Source organism: Alcanivorax sp. VBW004 (genome assembly GCF_009718865.1).
Taxonomy (GTDB): Bacteria; Pseudomonadota; Gammaproteobacteria; order Pseudomonadales; family Alcanivoracaceae; genus Alcanivorax.
This window is the reverse complement of the sequence record NZ_WNHC01000001.1, coordinates 2663769-2681651: the sequence shown is the minus strand read 5'-3', so window position 1 is coordinate 2681651 and position 17883 is coordinate 2663769. Positions and strand designations below refer to the sequence as shown.

Genomic DNA, 17883 nt, shown 5'->3' with positions numbered 1-17883 from the left:
GAACAGTATATTGGTCGTCCGGGTAGCCCCAGGCCTTCATACTGTGACCCCAGGAAAGCCTGACGATTGATCTCCGCGCCCCAAGGATGGGGCCGGGCTCCCGGACTAATTCAAGCTTATGACGGAACGGTGTTTGTGGGAGCGGCGGTTCCACCGCGAATGCCCCACGCTCCTCAGACCACAACCCCAACGATAAAAAACCCCGGCCACAGCCTTTGAAACAAAGGCCCCAACCGGGGTTCTTTAATCGATACTCCCTATCAATCAGCAACCGGCAATCGCTCACCGGCACCGCTTACTTCGCTTTCATGATCTCCGCCAGTTCGGAGACATTCTCAACCACGTAATCCGGCTTTTTCGCCAGCGGGTAGAGGGCCTTGCCGGGCCGGGCAATAAAGGCCGTCTGCAAACCTGCTTCCTTTGCGCCAGCCACGTCCCAGCCGTGGGCCGCCACCATCAAGGCCTCTTCAGGCTGTACGCCAAGCTGCTCCAGCACCCACTCATAGGCACGCAGGTCCGGCTTGTAGATCTTGATATCCTCGATGCTGTAACGGGCATCGAAGAAATTCGTCAGGCCCGCATTTTCAAACTGGGTCTTCACCCCGTCGTTGGACGAGTTCGTCAGGCTGACAATCTTGAAACCCTGCTCATTCAGTGAAGTGAGCCCCGGTTTCACATCCGGGTGAGGCGGCAGGCTGAGAATGGACGACACAATAGCCGTTTTCGCCTTTTCCTCACTCAAGGGAATATCATTGTTCTCGGCCACCATCAGCAACGAGGCGACACCGATCTGGCCAAAGTCGTGATATTCCCCAGTCACCGTGGTGACCAGGGAGTTATGCAGCATGGTCGAGAACCACAGCGGCAACAGCTCCTCCCTGCCCCCCAGCGCCTCGCCAACCGATGAGCGCATGGACTCCAGGTCCAGCAGCGTTTCGTTCACATCAAAGATAATGACCTTGGGTCTGGGCGGTTCCGCGCCAGCAGACGCGTCTTGCGGGGCTGTATCAGCCATGGCAGTACCTCCAAGAAACAAAATGGCAGCAAGAAGGGGAAACGTTTTCAACAGGGTTCGGGGCATGACAAAGAGCACCTAAGGGAAAATGAATGCCTGGCTAACCAATAATTCAGCGCCAACCTTTGTGGTGGGAGGTCACAACAAAGGGAAAGTTCCTGAGATTGCTGCCCGCCCCCTAGCCCACAACAAAATCTAACCGTGGCAAAGAAGGCCCTGCCACGATCGCCTTACACTTCCGGCTTCTCCAGTTCCTGCATCACATAGCCCACCTCGTCCATCTTCTCGGTGAGCTCCTGCTGGGCATCAAACAGAGCCAGGGAACCTCTGAATAACTCCTTGCATGCTCAGCGTGACCTTAAGCGCACAGCTGCTGTGCCTTGTCTCGACAGACAGGGTGGTTCCCTTTCTTAGAGGCAAGGCGCAGCAGATGTGCGCTTAAGGCCGCGCCCTCCAGGTCTTCCAGGCTGGCCCGCACTCGTTGTTGCACTTTTTCGGTGGATGGACATACACCTTCAAAAGCGCGCCTAGATTGCGAACCAGCCTGAAAGACTGAGCACGCAAGGAGTTATTCAGAGGTTCCCCAGATTATAGAAATGTGGCCCCAGCTCTTTGGCAAAGAAATCAATCAGAAACTCCGCCTCGAAGCCGCCGATATCCTGCTGGAGCTCCTCATCAAAGTAGGCCTTGATCTTGCTGACCATCCGGGCTTTTTGGTCCGGGGAAAACGTAATGTCACTCATCATCAACTCTATCTAGATTGGGAGTACCAAAGGCACACTTGCAGGAGCGGCGGTTTCACCCTGGCCACAACCTCCAGCCCCCTTCCTAATTGCGGGTATATACCGACCTGGGCCAATAAAGCGTTTACTCTAGTCTCTACGAATCCAGCAACGCCCCCAAAGGTAGGCGACACCAAACAACGCAGCACCAAAAATCAGAGTATTGGAGAGAATTCCCGCAAAGGTATAGTGCGGCAGCCCACTAAAGGCCACATGCAAACCGGCATGAACCACCAAAAACACCGACACCCAGAACTGCCCCTGCACCGCCCGCTCCGGCAACCTGCTGGTCAGCCAACCCAACACCAGCGCAAAAATAGGCACATGCAACGCCACAAACACCAGACGACCCACCCCCGGCGCCATCCAGCTAGTCAGCGGAAGCACACGCCATTCGTTGTGGGTCATGGCATCCAGTTCGTGGGTGAATAGCAGGCTCACCCCAAGCAGAAAGAGTGATTTAAGCCAGAGAGGCTGGAAAGTGTCGGTCATTAGTGAGTCCAGGAAGACGTTAACGAGTTAACCTGATTGCTCTTTCTATAGTGAACTTGATGCACGAGGCAAGGGGAAAATCTGATTTAACGTCACTCTCAAGAAGCGTTCCCGCATTACGGGATATTATAATCAAAGTCCTCCTTTTCAACGCTTTCAGGAAGAATACCCGAATTAACGCCAAACACTTCATCCTCAAAGGAGGTGCACGTTTTATTGAAAACGACGTCGCTTTTGTTCAGCACGACAAGTCCGGCGAAATCTGACTTGCTCCTCTGGTTCTCGCCAATTCCGCCTGAATGGCACATGACATCGTAAACGATGTAGCTGTAGTTTCCGTTCTTGAACCTCAATCGGCTTATTCCACCACCTGGGCAAGCCGCGCTACTGAAGAGTGGCGAGTTCAATTCTAATTCGACTGTGTCGCCAGCCCCGTATACATACTCAATCCGGCCCTTTTCAGTCATGCATACTGAAACATTTTTGCTTCCGATTTCACATAAAAAAACCAATTCATCCTCAGGCTCACATAAGGAATTAGCTGACACAGGAAGACATACAGACAACAAAGCAATCAATAGAAGTACAGATCTCACTCATTTTCCCCACGTTGTGACAGCGACGTTCTCGATGGAAATTCACGCGTATAATGGGTTAGCTCTTTCATATTTTCCTCATATGCACGATGCAAGACCTTACCCTCGGGATCTTTAATGCCTGACATGGGCACTAGCATGAGAAGAGTGGTGCACCGGATTATGAAGTGCAGAAATAGCGATGGTAGAGTTTGAAATTCGGGAGGGCATCTGAGCCCGAACTTCTCATTGCAGGCGCAGCAAGGAGTTTGCCCGCCATCATGCTCTTGTCACATGTATGGCATTGTTATGCGATGCTCCCCATTGCTCCGAGGTCAATCGGTATAACCTTACAGGCCGACCATGAAATTCCACGGCATCGAAGCAAGAAAACCCTGCCTTCTCAGCGACCTTAAGCGATGCCGCATGCTCAGGCTCTATGATAACGACCACTGAATTGAACAGGTCCTTACCGAAAACATAGTCAAGGACGGATCTGGCCGCTTCAGATGCCAACCCTTTATTCCAATAGCGACGAGCCAGTCGATAACCAAGATTAATTTCCTCAACATCATTGACCCATTCTGGCCCAACACCGCAGAAGCCGATCAGTTCAGAAGATGTCTTATCGATGAGAGCCCATGGACCAACGCCATGTGAGTCGTAACAAGCCAAACACCACTCGATAAACTTGTGTGTGGCGGCTTCATCACAAACACCTCGAACCGAGTATTTCATCACATCAGGGTCGCTGAGAATTTCGGCCAACGCGGGAACGTCATCAAGGGACAACCGCCGCAGAATCAATCTATCAGCCTCACAAATATGCACCACAACTCCCTATGTATGAGCAAGCAGCGCCGCTGCTTCACTGGCTCGTTATAAGGCCACAAGCTTATTCAAAGCCTCTTGCCTGGAAAGCTCCCCGCCCACCCACAGCAATACACGCTTGGCCCCGGCACCGTGCGCCATCTCCATGATTACACGTTCCTCCACCTGGCTAAGGCCTCCGTCTGTCATTTCCATAGGCTGGACTATGAGCTCCGGCCCAGGCTTCAGCCATGCATTTTCGCCAAGCCGCTTCAAACCTTGCTGCAGGCAATGCTCCGCCACATCGAACTGCCCAACCAAAAGACGGCGGGTAGTAAAGGGCTGGACCGGCAATGCCTCGTACGGACGCCCACCAACTTCGAGACTTTCAATAGTCATCCGGTCCCTGAAAACCTTAACGTACGCTCGGTCAGATCGAAGGGCTCTAATCACTTAAACCTCAACGCCGCAAATCACCGGCGTAAAAAGTTGCAGAGCGAAGCGTCGCAGCTTTTGCCGTCCGAGTGAATTTTCCTTGTTATGCATATTGCAAATAAATATATAAACCTCGCAGCCCTACGAAAAGCAAACCCAAACCAACCAAACAACCCAAAGGTAAAAATATTGATTTTGTTAAAGATGCTGTTTTTTCTATTCCGAACTTATTTACCCAGAGCTTTGCTTTTGGGCTAGTTTCTAGATAATCCATCATCTTCTGCTTATTTGTTAAATGGATTATATTTCTCACAAGAAAGAACCCTCCAGCTAGAGTAGCTATAAGGGGGAACACTAAAGCTTCCATGCTTTACTCCTAAATTTAAGTTTTGATGCATAACGCCCGGCTCACCGAGTAAATTTTTGGTGGCGGCTTTTGTGCGGCTTAATGCACAAAAGGTGACAGCGGAAATTTATCCGGTGCAGCCGATTGTTAGAGGCATTGACCACAGAGAACCCCCAAAGTAAAAAGCGCCGCCAAGAAGATGAAGTGCTTAACTTGAGCATTATTCCAGAGCCAAGAAAACGACATCTGAGGATGTCTATTAGAGTAATGCACTATACGTCGATGCTTAGAGTGGTGGGCCACAACAATCAGGTCAATTGCCAGTGCCAAGAGAATGAAAAAAGCCAAAGTTAGAGCCACCATAGCAGATACCAGATTCTGGAAGGAATCTTCGTAACCAGGAAAGAGCCTTTCAGAATTTTCAAGTATGAGCCAGAAAGTGCCTGCCGGCGCGGTCAGTAGAGAAACCAACAGAACACGAGAAAGCGGGGTTGGGAAATACCTTTCCAGCCCCCTCAATTCTCCATCAGCGTAGTCTCGTGGCCGATCCATGGTTTACCTCTAACGCTGGCGTAACGGGCCGCTTTGTGGAGCGGCAGCGGAACAAAGCGGTCCCGTTGACGCGTTGGTTAGGTGATTTAGCGACCAAACAGCTTCCGATAGACATCTTGGTCCCAAGGGTTCGTTAGTTTATTTGGCGTTGCTACTGCTTTCGAAAAACCAATCTGCTCAGACTCAGCCACCAATGCAATTGGATCGCCACGGAATACCAGAACAGCCGAATTACCATCTGCCGACCATTCAAAAGAAAAACTGCTCTCCTCTACATCAGTGATAACCGCTTGGTCTGAGGCGAACTCTTCAGAAAGTATTGGCGGGTTACCGTTTTCCGCCATTGCCTTCCAATCTACCTCTTTTGGAGGCTGCACCCGCATGTAAGCAATGGCATCTCGCATTGGTTGCTGTGAACCTTTTTGGGTTAAATAGAGAAAGGCCACTTGATCAGTTTCATCCAGTATCGCAAATCGATCAGAAACCGAGCTATGAGAATGCAGAAAAAGTCCCTCTGCCATTGCAACTCCCGAGGTCAAAAAGAAAACTATAGTGGCCAGATACTTCAAAACGACTTCACCTAACGCCAGCCATCATGCGCTCGTCGCATGCATAGCATTGTTATGTCTTGACTGCAAGATGAACCCAAAAACCCAGAAAAGACAATGCGAAGACTAGCACCCCAATACCGCGACATATCCTCACATTACTTAAATCTCTTTCGCTAGACCATGGGTCTGACTTGAGCTTATCCTGCCGCCAAGTAAAGTATGTGCTCACTGAAAAAGAGACGAAGGCTACGGCAATATAAATATCATTATGCTCGTAGAGCCAATAGCCAAGAAAAGCCAAAAGAAGACTGTTATAAACTAGACCACTCTTAGCTTTATATCGCCCCATCCCAGATTTCATAACCACCTAAAGACATAACGCCAGCCATCATGCGCTCGTCGCATGCATGGCATTGTTAAACGTTCATTCCCTTGGGCTGACAAAAGTGAGAGCCCCATTTTGATTTTCCCAAACGTAGGCGATCTGCTGGATCTCAGGTTCAACCCTGCCAAAACCGATCATGATTGAATCCACATCTGGGCGAACTTCTAAAGCAGCATTGGCAATTCCAAGGGCCAACTCTTTCCTCTTAGCAGCACTCAGATCAAAGGCTTTTTGGCCATTCACATTCACAACCATTTGCCCAAATCTATAAATTGCCACCACTTTTCCATTATCTACAACCTCCGCAACAGCGGCCTTAACCTCCGCATCCTCAGCAGTTCCTGGCGAGCACCCAGCAAGAAACACAAATACGAACAATAATGTTAATCGCAGAGCTCTCACCTTCACCCCTTCCGTTTAACGCTGCCAGCAGGCGCGCCGTATTTTGGCGTCGCCCTGCCTGGCCTTGTTATGTGACAGCTTCAGTTTCAACACTAGCAATCCTTTATCTAGAAGCTGCCAAACCTATAATTTCACCGGCGGCCCAGCCAACCACAATACCTGCAGCAATACCTTCTTCGGAGAACCCGAAAAAAAAGCTCAGCAAGCCACCAGCCAAACAGCCAACTCCGCCACCAATTAGAAAAGCCTTTTTATGCACAGACCCTTCCTGCTACTTACACACATGGCCTCAAACACTAATCCACATAACGCCGAGTTCAGCGGCGGTTTGTAAGTTAAGCGTTGTGCGACAGTGGCGAAGCCACGCACATTAAGCGCAACTTACAAACTGTCCAGCGCACGAAGTGCGCGAGCTGCAACGACTTGTTAGCCATAATGTTTTTGCCGATGACAGTTGGGACACAAGGCTTCTGAATTCTCAACTGAATCTTCTCCATCATTTGCCAGAAAAATTTTGTGATGGATTTCCAAATAAGGCTTATTGTCTTTTGCTTTATTAAAAGGAGCTGCTTTTTTACAGCATTCACATTTTCCATCTGCTCGTTCGAGCACTTCAGCTACAACGTCAGGGTTTCTTTTAAATGATTGGCTATACGTAAAAATTATTTCAGGTTTAACGTTTGCGTTCCTTAGTCGTTCTTTTCGTGCCAAAGGATTATTAGTAGATTCTTCAATTGATCTTTCAAATTCAATTGATTGCTCTGGCTGCCCCTTAAGGCTAATAAATGAAAGCTGTAGATTGCGCATGGCAGATTTCATTTGGTCTGTTGTAAATTCTACTGGGGGCACATTTGCAGCTAAAGCATAGGTATATTTTAGCGGGTAAAGTTTGGAGTTATATAAAATAAACCAATCAACTCTATTTAATGTTTGCCGCCACGGCCTCTCTCCTGCCTCGTAACGAGAAATGCCGCGCTCTATATCGCTCAATTCAATTTTAGGTGCTGGCATATCTTTCCTTGTGGCTAACAGTTTATTCAATTGCAGATGCGATATATCACTTTGCTGTATATCCCCGACCCGGCCCTGCTCAAAAGCCACATAAAACCATTACTCAATCAGTGACTTACCCCATGGGCAGGAATCACTCTCAACGGACTTTTCTTGCACTTGCGTGTTGAACAGGCATTTTTACTCGGATTTTTCTTGCATCCGTTTTTCTGAAAATTCACCTTATCTCAGCAACTTACAAAAATCTGTAAGCCATATCCTACATATTCAATTTGTGCGCGGGTGAAAAAGGGGATTTAGGGCGGGGTGATCAGGTTGGTGGGGAAGTTAAACCTTCGAGGTTGATTGCCAGGTTTATCGTGTTATCTGGGGTGGGATTCGTCCCTCGAGTGGGACTCCTACACGGTTTGGAATCGCGCCGCGAGCGACGCTCCTACGGTTTAGTGTTGCTTGTTGCGTGAGGCGTGTTGCAGCCGTTCGCCCACAAAAAAACCGCGCTGGAAGCACGGTTTTTTGGGGCGAGCGGCGTAGTACCTACTACGCGCTCTTTTCGGCGATCTTCTGTTTCCAGATGACCGGGCCGGTCTTGTGTACGGATTCGCCGGTGGAATCCACCGCCACGGTGACGGGCATGTCTTCCACTTCGAATTCGTAGATGGCTTCCATGCCCAGATCTTCAAAGGCTGCTACGCGGGATTTGCGGATGGCTTTGGAGACCAGGTAGGCGGCGCCGCCTACGGCCATCAGGTACACAGCCTTGTTGTCCTTGATGGCTTCGATGGCGGTGTCGCCACGCTCGGCCTTGCCGACCATGCCGATAAGACCAGTTTCTTCCAGCATGGTGCGGGTGAACTTGTCCATGCGGGTAGCAGTCGTCGGGCCTGCCGGGCCAACCACTTCGTCACCTACTGGATCCACCGGGCCTACGTAATAGATAAAGCGGTTGGTGAAGTCCACGGGCAGTTTCTCGCCTTTGGAGATCATGTCCACCATGCGCTTGTGAGCAGCATCGCGGCCGGTGAGCAACTTGCCGGACAGCAGCAAGGTGTCGCCCGGTTCCCAGGTCTGCACTTCTTCCGGGGTCACGGTATCCAGGTTCACACGCTTGGCGCCTTCGTCGTTGCCCCAGGCAATGTCCGGCCATTCTTCCAGGTCCGGTGCTTTCAGGTCGGCCGGGCCGGTGCCATCCAGAACGAAGTGGGCATGACGGGTCGCCGCACAGTTGGGGATCAGGGCTACCGGTTTGTTGGCCGCGTGGGTGGGGTAATCCACCACTTTCACGTCTAGCACGGTGGTCAGGCCACCCAGGCCCTGGGCACCCACACCAAGGGCATTCACTTTCTCGAACAGTTCCAGACGCAGCTCTTCAGAGCGGGTCTGGGCACCACGGGCCTGCAGCTCGTGGATGTCGATGGGGTCCATGAGGGATTCTTTGGCGATCAGCATGGCTTTCTCGGCGGTGCCGCCAATGCCAATACCCAGCATGCCCGGCGGGCACCAGCCAGCGCCCATCTTGGGAATTTGTTCCAGCACCCAGTCCACCACGGAATCAGACGGGTTGAGCATGGCGAACTTGGATTTCGCTTCGGAACCGCCGCCTTTGGCCGCCACATCGATTTCCAGGGTGTCGCCGGGGACGATGGAGTAATTGATCACCGCCGGGGTGTTGTCCTTGGTGTTGGCACGCTTGCCATCCGGGTCCGCCAGCACCGAGGCACGCAGGACATTGTCCGGGTGGTTGTAGGCGCGACGCACCCCTTCGTTGATCATGTCGTCCAGGCTCATACTTTCACCTTCAGGGGACGCTTCAATAGTGACATTCATGCCCACCTTGGCAAACACGGTCACGATGCCGGTGTCCTGGCAGATCGGGCGACGACCCATGGCAGCCATGCGGGAGTTGACCAGGATCTGCGCCATGGCGTCCTTGGCGGCCTTGCTCTCTTCCTTCTCGTAGGCTTCTTTCACCGCGCGGATGAAATCCACCGGGTGGTAGTACGAGATGTACTGCAAGGCATCTGCCACGCTCTGAATCAGGTCATCCTGGCGAATCACCGTCATGGGATCACTCCTGCTGGGAAAATAGGGGCGCGTAGTATAGCGCAGAGTATGAAGGGGGCGAAAACCCGACACGCGGAGGGTCGGGTTTGGCGTTACCGGTACCTTCCCGCTTGCCGGCTCATTGAGCCGGTTTCAGTCGCAGCGGGTGTTATTGAGCAACCGAATCAGATGGCGGTTTACCGCTTCCGGTTGCTCCAGATGCAGAAAATGCCCGGCATCGGCCAGGGTTTGCAGCTCCACGCCACCACTGAAGTCGCTTCCTACCAGCGTGTGCTCCAGCAATTTGGGGCTCATGCAGCCATCATTCTCGCCGATCAGGATCTGGGTGGGGGTGGCAATATCCTGCCCCAGCCAGGCCCTTGCCTTGCGATGTTCTTTTTTCCACACCTTGAACAGGGACCGGTACCAGGCCAGGGCCGCACTGATCACCCCGGGCTCCGCCAGGGTGTGTTTGGCATTGTCCAGATAGAGCTCCGGCTCCCAATCCGGCGACCAGCGCCGCCACAGGGCTTCAACGCCATCCAGGTCGCCACGTTTGAGCCAGGCTTCCGGGGCCAGCGGCAGCTGGAAAAACTGCATGTAGCCGCTCAGCAATACTTGCTCCGGCACTTTCAATAACGCTTGAGGAATACGCCGGATAGGCGGAATAGACAAGGCACTGAACGAGCAGAAGGTCTCCGGGGACTGGGCGCAGGCCAGATACCCCACCGCGGCCCCCCAGTCGTGCCCAACCAGATGCACACGGCCGCCCAGCTGCGCAGCAAAGACCATCAGATCGTCCACCGCAGCATAGAGGGAATAATCGCCGTTACCGGGCTGGCAACTGGGCGCATAGCCGCGCAAGGCCGGTGCGATAGCCGTATAACCGGCATCCGCCAGGGCATTGATCTGCACCGCCCAGTTTTCGTGGGTATCGGGAAAACCATGCAACAGAATCACCGGCTCACCATTGCCGGCCATCAGGGCAGGAAAACGCAGGTCACCATTGACCAGCTCAACCTGTTTCATCGGGTTACCTCAAAGTGATTGGAACGGGGGGCATCGTCATGATCGCTACCCTCTTCCACCAGAATCCTTTCCACCTGTGCCAGCGCCGGCCCCTGATGCATGGCATCGAGCATGTCATCCACCGCACCGCTTTCGCCTTCCAGCAACGCTTCTACCCGGCCGTCTGCACAATTGCGTACCCAGCCTGTGAGATTGCGACGTATGGCTTCCTGGCGCGTCCAGGCCCGGTAGCCTACACCCTGCACAATACCGCTCACCAGTACATGCTTAACCGTCATGCTTGTCCTCGTGGTCAATGTCGGCAGAGGCCCTGTTCGGCTCTGCGTTGTCGTCTGTTGGATTCTCCGGCTTGCTGAATAGCGTATCCAGGCTGATATCCAGCGGTGCCATCATGCCTTCCCGGGCCTGATCCATTCGTGTCTTCAGCGCAGCCTCCCAGGGCAACGGCGCCTGCTGTTGCCGCACTCTTAGCTGGGTATGGGCCGGCCACGGCAGCATGGCCACCAACTGCCCCAGAGACAGATTACGCAGATCCCGGCTAAGCATGTAACCGCCTTCTTCCGTGCGCCGGATCAGCTTCGCATTCACCAGCAGGTTGCGAAATTCATCCCACTGGCTGATTCCGGATTCCTGCATCACCTTGCGAACTTCCTTGCTGCGCAGCACCTTGCCATTTTGCTGGCGCTGCCAGAATACATTGAGCAGGCGCACCAAAGCGTGCATGCGCGGCACCTGGCGACGGTGTTCCTGAAAGACCACTAACGCACGCACCAGCTCCGCACCACCGAGCACAATGGTCCAGGAAATATAAATCCACAGCAGAAACACCGGCACGGCAGCGAAGGCGCCATACACCACTTCATAACTGGGCGCCTGCTTGATGAAAAAAGTGAAGCCCCCTTTCGCCAGTTCGAACAGCAGCGCGGCCACCGCGGCCCCCAGCACCCCTTGGCGTAACGGAATCTTGGTATTGGGCACCACGGTGTACATCAGTGTCAGCATGGCGGTGGTGAACAGGAACGGCAGCAAGGACAGCCATAACCGCACTCCGCCCAGGTAGCCCACCGTGTCGCTGAAGATGGCCTGCGAGGTGAGATACGACGAGATCGCCAGCCCCAGACCCAGACAAATCGGCCCCAATGACAGCACCGCCCAATACATCAACAAACTGGTCAGGCCTTTACGCGGGGTCTGCACTTTCCAGATACGGTTCAGGGTTTGTTCAACCGTGCTCAGCATCAGGATGGAAGTGACCACCAGAAACACAATACCCAACCCGGTCAGGTTCGCCGCCTGTTTGGCGAAGGACTGCAGGTGATCGAGCAACATATTGCCTGCGGACGGCACAAAATATTCGAACGCCCAAGTCTGGAACTGGGTGCCCTTGTCTTTCAGGGCGGGCACCGACGACAGCACCGCAAAACTCACGGTCATCACCGGGACGATGGCAAACAGGGTGGTATACGTCAGCGCCGCAGCACTTTGCCGGCAACCGTCTTCATTGAACTGGCGCACCAGCAGGGCAAAAAACGCCTTGATGGAATCGAACCGGGCGTGCACCGGAATTACCGGTTGCTCATTCTCCATGCTCTACGCGTCCTCTCTGGTTGACCCCTTGCCACCGCACGTGTGCAGCTTACAATGGCAGCGTTACGAAACAGGATATGCAATCCCATGAGCGACTACATTATCTTCCACAACCCGCGCTGTTCAAAATCACGTCAGACGCTGGCGTTACTGGAAGAGAACGGTGTTACCCCCACTATCGTAAAGTATCTGGACGATATTCCGGATACCGCCACATTGAAAAGCCTGATCAGCAAGCTGGGGTTTGCCCATGCCCATGATCTGGTACGCAACAAGGAAGCGGACTACAAGACCGCAGGCCTGTCTGCGCAAAGCAGCGATGCTGACGTTATCGCAGCAATGATTCAGTACCCGAAATTGATTGAACGCCCCATCGTCGTCAAAGGCGATCAGGCGGTGCTTGGTCGCCCCCCGGAAAACGCCCTGCAGTTACTGGATTGAATCGCCCATGACCGATTATGTGCTGGTGCTTTACTACAGCCGCAACGGCAGTGTTGCCAACCTGGCGCAACAGGTCGCTCGCGGTATCGAAAGCACCGGAATGGAAGCACGCCTGCGCACGGTCCCGGCCGTGTCCGCCAACTGCGAAGCCAGCGAGCCGGCGGTACCGGATCAAGGTGCGCCCTACGCGACGCTGGATGATCTGGCCGGTTGCCAGGGCCTGGCTCTGGGTTCACCCACCCGCTTTGGCAACATGGCGGCACCATTAAAATATTTCATCGACCAGACCAGCGAGCTGTGGATGAAAGGCACCCTGATCGGCAAACCCGCCGGCGTGTTCAGCGCCACCGGTAGCCTGCACGGCGGCCAGGAAAGCACGCTGCTTTCCATGATGACGCCCCTGCTCCACCACGGTATGGTGCTGGCCGGTGTGCCGTACTCCGAAGCCGCCTTGCTGGATACCCAAAGCGGCGGCACGCCCTATGGCCCCACTCACGTTTCCGGCAGCCAGGGTGACCCGGCGCTGACGGAACACGAAATCACCCTGGCACGCGCACTGGGCAAACGCCTGGCGTTACTGGCCCGCCAACTGAAGGCTTCCTGATGAATCTTGTTTTACTCCGTATCAGCTACGCGTTACTCCTGCTCGTCGGCATCAGCGGCCTGTTCACTCTGGCACCGCCGGACGCGCACATTGTCTCCAGCCTTATCATCGCGCTAGTGCTGTACGGCCCCCTGCTATTGATGATGCCTGCTGCTATCAGCGGCAACCGGCGCCAGGCCACCTGGTTGTGTTTCTTGCTGCTGTTTTATTTCTGTGGCTATGCGGTCCAGCTGCTGGATCCGCCCCCGGTGCGCACCCTGGCGATTGCCAAAACGACCCTGACTGTCATGCTCTTTGTGTTTGCCGCACTACAAATTCGTCAGGGCCAGAATGCTGATTGATGAACGCCTGGAAGTAGAAACACCGGAAGGCGCCATGCTCAGCCTGTCGCTGGCCGGACCGGTGCCCCGGGCGCTGGCCTACGCCATCGATCTGGCTATTCGGCTGGTGATTTACGGTGCACTGGCCGCGGTGTTCGCGGCACTGGGCAAAGCCGGCATGGGCCTGCTGCTGATCATGGCGTTCGTGCTGGAATGGTTTTACCCCACCCTGTTTGAAGCCTTCCGCCACGGGCAAACACCGGGCAAGAAAGCCATGGGGCTGGTGGTGGTTCATGCCAATGGCAGCCCGCTGAGCTTCAACGGCAGCCTGATTCGCAACCTGCTGCGCACTGCCGATGCGTTCCCGCTGTTCTATCTTCTCGGGTTTATCTGCACGCTGATCAGCCCTCGTTACCAGCGGCTTGGCGACATGGCCGCCAACACCCTGGTTGTCCATATCGAAGAAACCCCACAGATTCAGGAACAGGCCCAGGGCGACACCCTCGCCCCTGACTGGTCCTTGAGCCGGGATGACCAGCTTGCCCTGCTCGCCTTCCATGAACGCCATGACCGCTTTTCCGAAGCCCGCCAGCAGGAGCTGGCGCAACTGGCGTACCCCGAACTGGCACCGGCACTGGCGTTGCAGCGTCTGAATGCCGTCAGCCGTTACCTGGTACAGGGGCCCACATGAAACAGGCCCGTTTCGAACAGCAATACCGGCCGGAATGGCAAGCACTGGAACGCCAGCTCGAGCAGCTGGAGTCCCTGCATGTGAGCAAGAAGAACAAGCTCACCCTGGACACCTTTGTCACCGATTACCGCAAGCTCTGCCACCAACTGGCGCTGGCACGGGAACGAGGCTACAGCGTGCAGCTGCAGCAATTCCTCAACAATCTGGTATTACGTGCCCACCGCCAGCTGTACCGCTATAACCCATCCCTGGCAGATCGCATCGGCACCTTTATCGCCAGCGGCTTCCCCCAGGCGGTGCGCCGGCAGTGGCGCTGGCACCTGGTCAGCGCCCTGGCCTTTGTACTCTCGATGGCGCTGGTGTGGGTGCTGGTGCATCAACAACCGGAAATGATCTACACCGTGGTCGACGAAGCCAGCATTACCAATCTGGAAAGCATGTATCAGCCGGAAAATCAGGCGGACATGAAGAACGAGCGTAGCGGCGATGACGACGTGATGATGTTCGGCCACTACATCCAGAATAATATTGGCATCGCCTTCCGCACCTTTGCCAGCGGGCTACTGCTGGGCGTGGGCGCACTGGTAGTGATGCTGTTCAACGGCAGCTTCTTCGGCGCCGCCGCCGGGCACCTGATCAACGTGGGCGCACAGGAACCGTTCTTTACCTTTGTGATTGCCCACGGCGCGCCAGAGCTGACCGCCATTGTATTGGCCGGTGGGGCCGGGTTGCGCCTCGGCTGGGCCATTATTGCCCCCGGGCCCTGGTCACGGCTGGACGCCCTGCGCCTAGCCGCCCGGGATGCGCTGCCCACCATGTACGGGGTCTTTGCCCTGTTACTGCTGGCCGCCTTTATCGAAGCCTTCTGGTCACCACGGGACCTGGCGCCAACCATCAAATACAGCGTGGGCGCAGCCTGTTGGGCGCTTTTGTATCTGTATCTTTTCTTCGGGGGACGGGATGGAACTCGAAAAGGCTAGCGCCCGGCTGGCACCACGCAGCCCCTGGCAAGCTGCGGACCTGGGCACGCAGTTTTACCGCCACTGGGCTGGTTCCATTACCCGCGTCTGGCTGCTGTTTACCGCCGTACCCTATGCCCTGCTGTTAACCATGGCTGCCCTGAACAACAGCCTGTGGCCCTTGTTCATATTCTGGTGGCTCAAACCCCTTTGGGAGCGGCCGCTGCTGGCTTTTTACAGCCACGCACTGTTCGGTGAAACCCTCACCCTGAGGGCCCTGCTGAAACGCTGGCGTCATTACGCGCTACCGGGGCTGGCTGGCCAGCTCACCTGGCGACGCCTGAGCCCCATGCGCAGCTTCAATGCCAGCGTCTGGCAACTTGAACAAGTCAAAGGTGACACCGCCAGCCAGCGGCTGAAAGTACTCAACAGCTATCCGTCCAACCGGGCGGGCATGCTGACCCTGCTGGTGCTGCACCTGGAGCAATTCATGACGCTCGGGCTGATGGCGTTGCTGTATATGCTGGTGCCCTGGCAGTTCAACCTGGAACTGAGCGACTGGTTCTACGACCAGAGTGCGCTGCAGCTGGCTATCTCCGGGCTGTGCTTTTACCTGGTGCTGTGCATCACCGAACCCCTCTATGTGGCCTGTGGCTTTGCCCTGTATCTGAACAAACGCACCTGGCTGGAAGGCTGGGACCTGCAGCTGGGGCTCACCCGGCTGGGCAAGCGGCGCCGGGCGGCCAGCGCGGCCAGAAGAGTGGTCGGTGCTTTGTTGATCCTGCTGTTGGTGCCGTCCATGGAACCCGCCAAAGCCGAAACAACACCGCCAGCCCACAGCTCGCAAGCCGAGCAACAGCAAGTCATCGAGCTGCTGGCCAGCCCGGAGTTCATGCCGCTGCAAGAAAAGACCGAGCGGCAGTGGATTGATCAGGACGACAGCGAATCCGAGAGCCTGATGGAGAAAATCTGGCGGTTCCTGTTTGATAATCTGGACGATGAGGACGTCGAGACTAACAGCACGCCGCTGAATATTCCCGATGCCTTGCTGTGGACCATTTTCTGGGCCCTCTTTATTGCGCTAGCCCTTTGGTTAATCCTCAAGGTGGCCAACCAATTTGGCCTGCGCGGGCACAGCACCCGCAACCGCCCTGTTATCCCCACCCACGTGGCCGGGCTGGATATCCGCAAACGCAGCCTGCCGAAAAACCTGAACCGTGCCGTGGACGGTGCGCTCAAGGCCGGGGACATCCGCGGCGCCCTGGCCATACTGATGCGCGCCGCCCTGGCCGGCATTCTGGCCCGCTACCCGGTAGCTCTGGCCGCAGGCAGCACCGAGCAGCAGTGCCTGCGCACCCTGCAACAGCATCACGGCGACCCGCTACCCATTGCCTACCTCCAGCGCCTGACCCAGGCCTGGATCAGCACCGCCTGGGCTCACCGCCCGGTCAGCGACGAGCAGGTGCGCACGCTGATGCAGCATTGGCAGCAAATGGACAGGCTGGAGGCAAACCATGCGTAAGGCCCACCTGCGCCGTGCTTTCCCCTGGCTGCTTGCCACCCTGCTGGTCGCCATGATCGCGGGCTACTACGCCCTGACCGAACCGGTCACCTACATGCAGCGGGTCGCCCCGGACAGCAGCATCACCCGCAACCCCTACAGCGCAGCACAACGCTGGCTGGCGCAACGGGGCCAGCCCTCTGAACGCATTCTCAGTGCTGCGGCCCTGTTCCCGTTACCCGACACCCGCACCACCCTGGTGATCGATAAACACCGCGGCATGCTCACCCCCAACCAGGTGAACACCCTGCTGGAATGGGTCCAGGACGGTGGCGAACTGGTGGTGGAAGCCCGCCCGCTGCCGTCGCTTATCGAGGCATCCGATGCCAGTGACGCAGACTGGCAGGACAATGACCCACTGCTGTTCCCGCTCGGCATCACCGTCTGGGACTCCCCCGTGCCCAGCGAATCCATTGAAGAGGATCCGGTCCGAGATCTGATCATGGCCTTGCCCGTTTTTGTGGACAGCCCCTTGCAGTACTGCCTGCAAAGCGACAACGAGGAATTGCGTGAAGGTTGTGCACGGCTGGTCTGTGACGCGCCGCCGGAGCCCGCGCCTCTTGGGCTGCATGTGGGTGACAACGCACCTGACCGACGTGTGCAGCTATTCAGCGATTACGTTATCTGGCATGACAGCTGGGATGATGAAGAAGGCGAGACGCCACACCTGGAATGGCCGGTGGAGGTGACCGCCTACGCAGACAACGATTACGGTAGCCAGCTGGTGCAACTGGGCCTGGGCAGCGGACAGATTTCCGTGCTGACCGACTTGAGCCTGTGGTCCAACGAACGTCTGCTCTATTTCGATCATGCCTGGCTACTGGCCTGGCTCACCGCGGATGAGCCGGTGTGGTTTGTGCGCTCCGTGGCCATGCCGCCGCTGGCACAGTGGCTGTGGCTGAAAGCCCCGGCACTGGGCGTTGCCCTGCTTGTGCTACTGGCCCTGTGGTTGTGGTATCGCATTCCCCGCCAGGGGCCGCGCCAGGAAGCCCGCGAAGAAAGCAGCCGCGACTACCTGCAACACCTGCACGCCAGTGGCTATTTCCAGTGGCGCACCAACCAGCAGGCAGCCCTGGTAGACGTTTTGCGCAAGCAGGCAGAACAACACCTGGTCCGTTTTCATCACCAGCGTGACAAGGCGTTGGCACTGGCCGCAAAAACATTATCGGTGCCAGCCAAAGAACTGGAAGCGGCCCTGCAGATGCAACCGGAAACCCGGGACCAGTTCACGCAGCAGGTTTCATTATTACAATCGCTGAAAAATTGCAGTCACTGATACGCTCTCACAGGTGCAG

At 55.5% G+C, this 17883-nt stretch carries 23 protein-coding genes; 7 read left to right on the top strand and 16 right to left on the bottom strand.

Features of this window, described 5'->3' with window-relative positions:
- Positions 1 to 295 precede the first annotated feature (295 nt).
- From F1529_RS12195 to F1529_RS12120, 16 genes are all read right to left on the bottom strand, one after another.
- Positions 296 to 1015 (bottom strand): haloacid dehalogenase type II, encoded by a 720-nt coding sequence (locus F1529_RS12195; protein WP_155135105.1) that lies wholly within the window; start codon positions 1013 to 1015, stop codon positions 296 to 298.
- Between the two features lie 572 nt (positions 1016 to 1587).
- Positions 1588 to 1758, bottom strand: a complete 171-nt coding sequence (locus tag F1529_RS12190) for a DUF2164 domain-containing protein (RefSeq protein ID WP_230457782.1) — start codon at positions 1756 to 1758, stop codon at positions 1588 to 1590.
- A 129-nt stretch (positions 1759 to 1887) separates the two neighbouring features.
- Positions 1888 to 2289, bottom strand: a complete 402-nt coding sequence (locus tag F1529_RS12185; protein ID WP_155135102.1) for a DUF6713 family protein — start codon at positions 2287 to 2289, stop codon at positions 1888 to 1890.
- A 116-nt stretch (positions 2290 to 2405) separates the two neighbouring features.
- Positions 2406 to 2885, bottom strand: a complete 480-nt coding sequence (locus tag F1529_RS12180) for a hypothetical protein (protein WP_230457781.1) — start codon at positions 2883 to 2885, stop codon at positions 2406 to 2408.
- 258 nt (positions 2886 to 3143) lie between these two features.
- Positions 3144 to 3695 carry a GNAT family N-acetyltransferase gene (locus F1529_RS12175; protein WP_370457014.1) on the bottom strand — a complete coding sequence of 184 codons (552 nt, stop codon included), beginning with the start codon at positions 3693 to 3695 and terminating at the stop codon, positions 3144 to 3146.
- A 48-nt stretch (positions 3696 to 3743) separates the two neighbouring features.
- Entirely contained in the window at positions 3744 to 4073 is a 330-nt protein-coding gene (locus F1529_RS12170) for a hypothetical protein (RefSeq protein ID WP_155135099.1), read from the bottom strand.
- Between the two features lie 139 nt (positions 4074 to 4212).
- Complete coding sequence (locus tag F1529_RS12165) at positions 4213 to 4476, bottom strand: hypothetical protein (RefSeq protein ID WP_155135096.1); 264 nt, start codon at positions 4474 to 4476, stop codon at positions 4213 to 4215.
- A gap of 126 nt (positions 4477 to 4602) precedes the next feature.
- A complete protein-coding gene (locus F1529_RS12160; RefSeq protein ID WP_155135093.1) occupies positions 4603 to 5007 on the bottom strand; it encodes a hypothetical protein in 405 nt (134 codons plus the stop codon).
- Positions 5008 to 5093: 86 nt separating this feature from the next.
- Complete coding sequence (locus tag F1529_RS12155; RefSeq protein ID WP_155135090.1) at positions 5094 to 5528, bottom strand: hypothetical protein; 435 nt, start codon at positions 5526 to 5528, stop codon at positions 5094 to 5096.
- Between the two features lie 454 nt (positions 5529 to 5982).
- The gene (locus F1529_RS12150; RefSeq protein WP_155135087.1) at positions 5983 to 6345 is read right to left on the bottom strand and encodes a hypothetical protein; all 363 of its coding nucleotides are present in this window, start codon (positions 6343 to 6345) and stop codon (positions 5983 to 5985) included.
- Positions 6346 to 6448: 103 nt separating this feature from the next.
- A complete protein-coding gene (locus F1529_RS12145) occupies positions 6449 to 6604 on the bottom strand; it encodes a hypothetical protein (RefSeq protein ID WP_155135084.1) in 156 nt (51 codons plus the stop codon).
- A 167-nt stretch (positions 6605 to 6771) separates the two neighbouring features.
- On the bottom strand, positions 6772 to 7356 hold the full coding sequence (locus F1529_RS12140; protein WP_155135081.1) for an HNH endonuclease signature motif containing protein: 585 nt from the start codon (positions 7354 to 7356) through the stop codon (positions 6772 to 6774).
- A gap of 537 nt (positions 7357 to 7893) precedes the next feature.
- On the bottom strand, positions 7894 to 9417 hold the full coding sequence (locus F1529_RS12135) for a fumarate hydratase (protein ID WP_155135078.1): 1524 nt from the start codon (positions 9415 to 9417) through the stop codon (positions 7894 to 7896).
- 132 nt (positions 9418 to 9549) lie between these two features.
- Positions 9550 to 10425: an alpha/beta fold hydrolase gene (locus F1529_RS12130; protein ID WP_155135075.1), complete on the bottom strand. Its 876-nt coding sequence runs from the start codon at positions 10423 to 10425 to the stop codon at positions 9550 to 9552.
- Entirely contained in the window at positions 10422 to 10703 is a 282-nt protein-coding gene (locus F1529_RS12125) for an acylphosphatase (RefSeq protein ID WP_007150262.1), read from the bottom strand. Before F1529_RS12125 ends, F1529_RS12130 begins: the two co-directional genes overlap by 4 nt.
- Positions 10693 to 12012, bottom strand: a complete 1320-nt coding sequence (locus F1529_RS12120) for a YihY family inner membrane protein (RefSeq protein WP_155135072.1) — start codon at positions 12010 to 12012, stop codon at positions 10693 to 10695. The genes F1529_RS12125 and F1529_RS12120 overlap by 11 nt, the downstream gene beginning before the upstream one ends.
- An 87-nt stretch (positions 12013 to 12099) precedes the next feature.
- On the opposite strand from F1529_RS12120, the gene arsC reads away from it, so the two are divergent.
- From arsC to F1529_RS12085, 7 genes are read left to right on the top strand one after another with little or no spacing between them, the layout of a single operon-like run.
- Positions 12100 to 12453: an arsenate reductase (glutaredoxin) gene (gene arsC / locus F1529_RS12115; RefSeq protein WP_155135069.1), complete on the top strand. Its 354-nt coding sequence runs from the start codon at positions 12100 to 12102 to the stop codon at positions 12451 to 12453.
- A gap of 7 nt (positions 12454 to 12460) precedes the next feature.
- On the top strand, positions 12461 to 13057 hold the full coding sequence (gene wrbA / locus F1529_RS12110; protein ID WP_155135066.1) for an NAD(P)H:quinone oxidoreductase: 597 nt from the start codon (positions 12461 to 12463) through the stop codon (positions 13055 to 13057).
- Positions 13057 to 13398: a DUF2069 domain-containing protein gene (locus tag F1529_RS12105; protein ID WP_007149050.1), complete on the top strand. Its 342-nt coding sequence runs from the start codon at positions 13057 to 13059 to the stop codon at positions 13396 to 13398. The genes wrbA and F1529_RS12105 overlap by 1 nt, the downstream gene beginning before the upstream one ends.
- Positions 13388 to 14068: an RDD family protein gene (locus tag F1529_RS12100; RefSeq protein WP_007149210.1), complete on the top strand. Its 681-nt coding sequence runs from the start codon at positions 13388 to 13390 to the stop codon at positions 14066 to 14068. The genes F1529_RS12105 and F1529_RS12100 overlap by 11 nt, the downstream gene beginning before the upstream one ends.
- Complete coding sequence (locus F1529_RS12095; protein ID WP_155135060.1) at positions 14065 to 15048, top strand: stage II sporulation protein M; 984 nt, start codon at positions 14065 to 14067, stop codon at positions 15046 to 15048. The genes F1529_RS12100 and F1529_RS12095 overlap by 4 nt, the downstream gene beginning before the upstream one ends.
- Positions 15029 to 16549: a DUF4129 domain-containing protein gene (locus F1529_RS12090; RefSeq protein WP_155135057.1), complete on the top strand. Its 1521-nt coding sequence runs from the start codon at positions 15029 to 15031 to the stop codon at positions 16547 to 16549. Before F1529_RS12095 ends, F1529_RS12090 begins: the two co-directional genes overlap by 20 nt.
- A complete protein-coding gene (locus F1529_RS12085; RefSeq protein WP_007148572.1) occupies positions 16542 to 17864 on the top strand; it encodes a DUF4350 domain-containing protein in 1323 nt (440 codons plus the stop codon). The genes F1529_RS12090 and F1529_RS12085 overlap by 8 nt, the downstream gene beginning before the upstream one ends.
- Positions 17865 to 17883: the final 19 nt, after the last annotated feature.

Bases quoted from the DNA above. Each gene is read 5' to 3' on its own strand.
- F1529_RS12120 (WP_155135072.1), bottom strand. From the start codon at position 12,012: ATGGAGAATGAGCAACCGGTAATTCCGGTGCACGCCCGGTTCGATTCC.
- F1529_RS12090 (WP_155135057.1), top strand. From the start codon at position 15,029: ATGGAACTCGAAAAGGCTAGCGCCCGGCTGGCACCACGCAGCCCCTGG.
- F1529_RS12125 (WP_007150262.1), bottom strand. From the start codon at position 10,703: ATGACGGTTAAGCATGTACTGGTGAGCGGTATTGTGCAGGGTGTAGGC.
- F1529_RS12105 (WP_007149050.1), top strand. From the start codon at position 13,057: ATGAATCTTGTTTTACTCCGTATCAGCTACGCGTTACTCCTGCTCGTC.
- F1529_RS12160 (WP_155135093.1), bottom strand. From the start codon at position 5,007: ATGGATCGGCCACGAGACTACGCTGATGGAGAATTGAGGGGGCTGGAA.
- F1529_RS12135 (WP_155135078.1), bottom strand. From the start codon at position 9,417: ATGACGGTGATTCGCCAGGATGACCTGATTCAGAGCGTGGCAGATGCC.
- F1529_RS12190 (WP_230457782.1), bottom strand. From the start codon at position 1,758: ATGAGTGACATTACGTTTTCCCCGGACCAAAAAGCCCGGATGGTCAGC.
- wrbA (WP_155135066.1), top strand. From the start codon at position 12,461: ATGACCGATTATGTGCTGGTGCTTTACTACAGCCGCAACGGCAGTGTT.
- F1529_RS12095 (WP_155135060.1), top strand. From the start codon at position 14,065: ATGAAACAGGCCCGTTTCGAACAGCAATACCGGCCGGAATGGCAAGCA.
- arsC (WP_155135069.1), top strand. From the start codon at position 12,100: ATGAGCGACTACATTATCTTCCACAACCCGCGCTGTTCAAAATCACGT.
- F1529_RS12170 (WP_155135099.1), bottom strand. From the start codon at position 4,073: ATGACTATTGAAAGTCTCGAAGTTGGTGGGCGTCCGTACGAGGCATTG.
- F1529_RS12100 (WP_007149210.1), top strand. From the start codon at position 13,388: ATGCTGATTGATGAACGCCTGGAAGTAGAAACACCGGAAGGCGCCATG.
- F1529_RS12195 (WP_155135105.1), bottom strand. From the start codon at position 1,015: ATGGCTGATACAGCCCCGCAAGACGCGTCTGCTGGCGCGGAACCGCCC.
- F1529_RS12165 (WP_155135096.1), bottom strand. From the start codon at position 4,476: ATGGAAGCTTTAGTGTTCCCCCTTATAGCTACTCTAGCTGGAGGGTTC.
- F1529_RS12130 (WP_155135075.1), bottom strand. From the start codon at position 10,425: ATGAAACAGGTTGAGCTGGTCAATGGTGACCTGCGTTTTCCTGCCCTG.
- F1529_RS12185 (WP_155135102.1), bottom strand. From the start codon at position 2,289: ATGACCGACACTTTCCAGCCTCTCTGGCTTAAATCACTCTTTCTGCTT.
- F1529_RS12140 (WP_155135081.1), bottom strand. From the start codon at position 7,356: ATGCCAGCACCTAAAATTGAATTGAGCGATATAGAGCGCGGCATTTCT.
- F1529_RS12155 (WP_155135090.1), bottom strand. From the start codon at position 5,528: ATGGCAGAGGGACTTTTTCTGCATTCTCATAGCTCGGTTTCTGATCGA.
- F1529_RS12085 (WP_007148572.1), top strand. From the start codon at position 16,542: ATGCGTAAGGCCCACCTGCGCCGTGCTTTCCCCTGGCTGCTTGCCACC.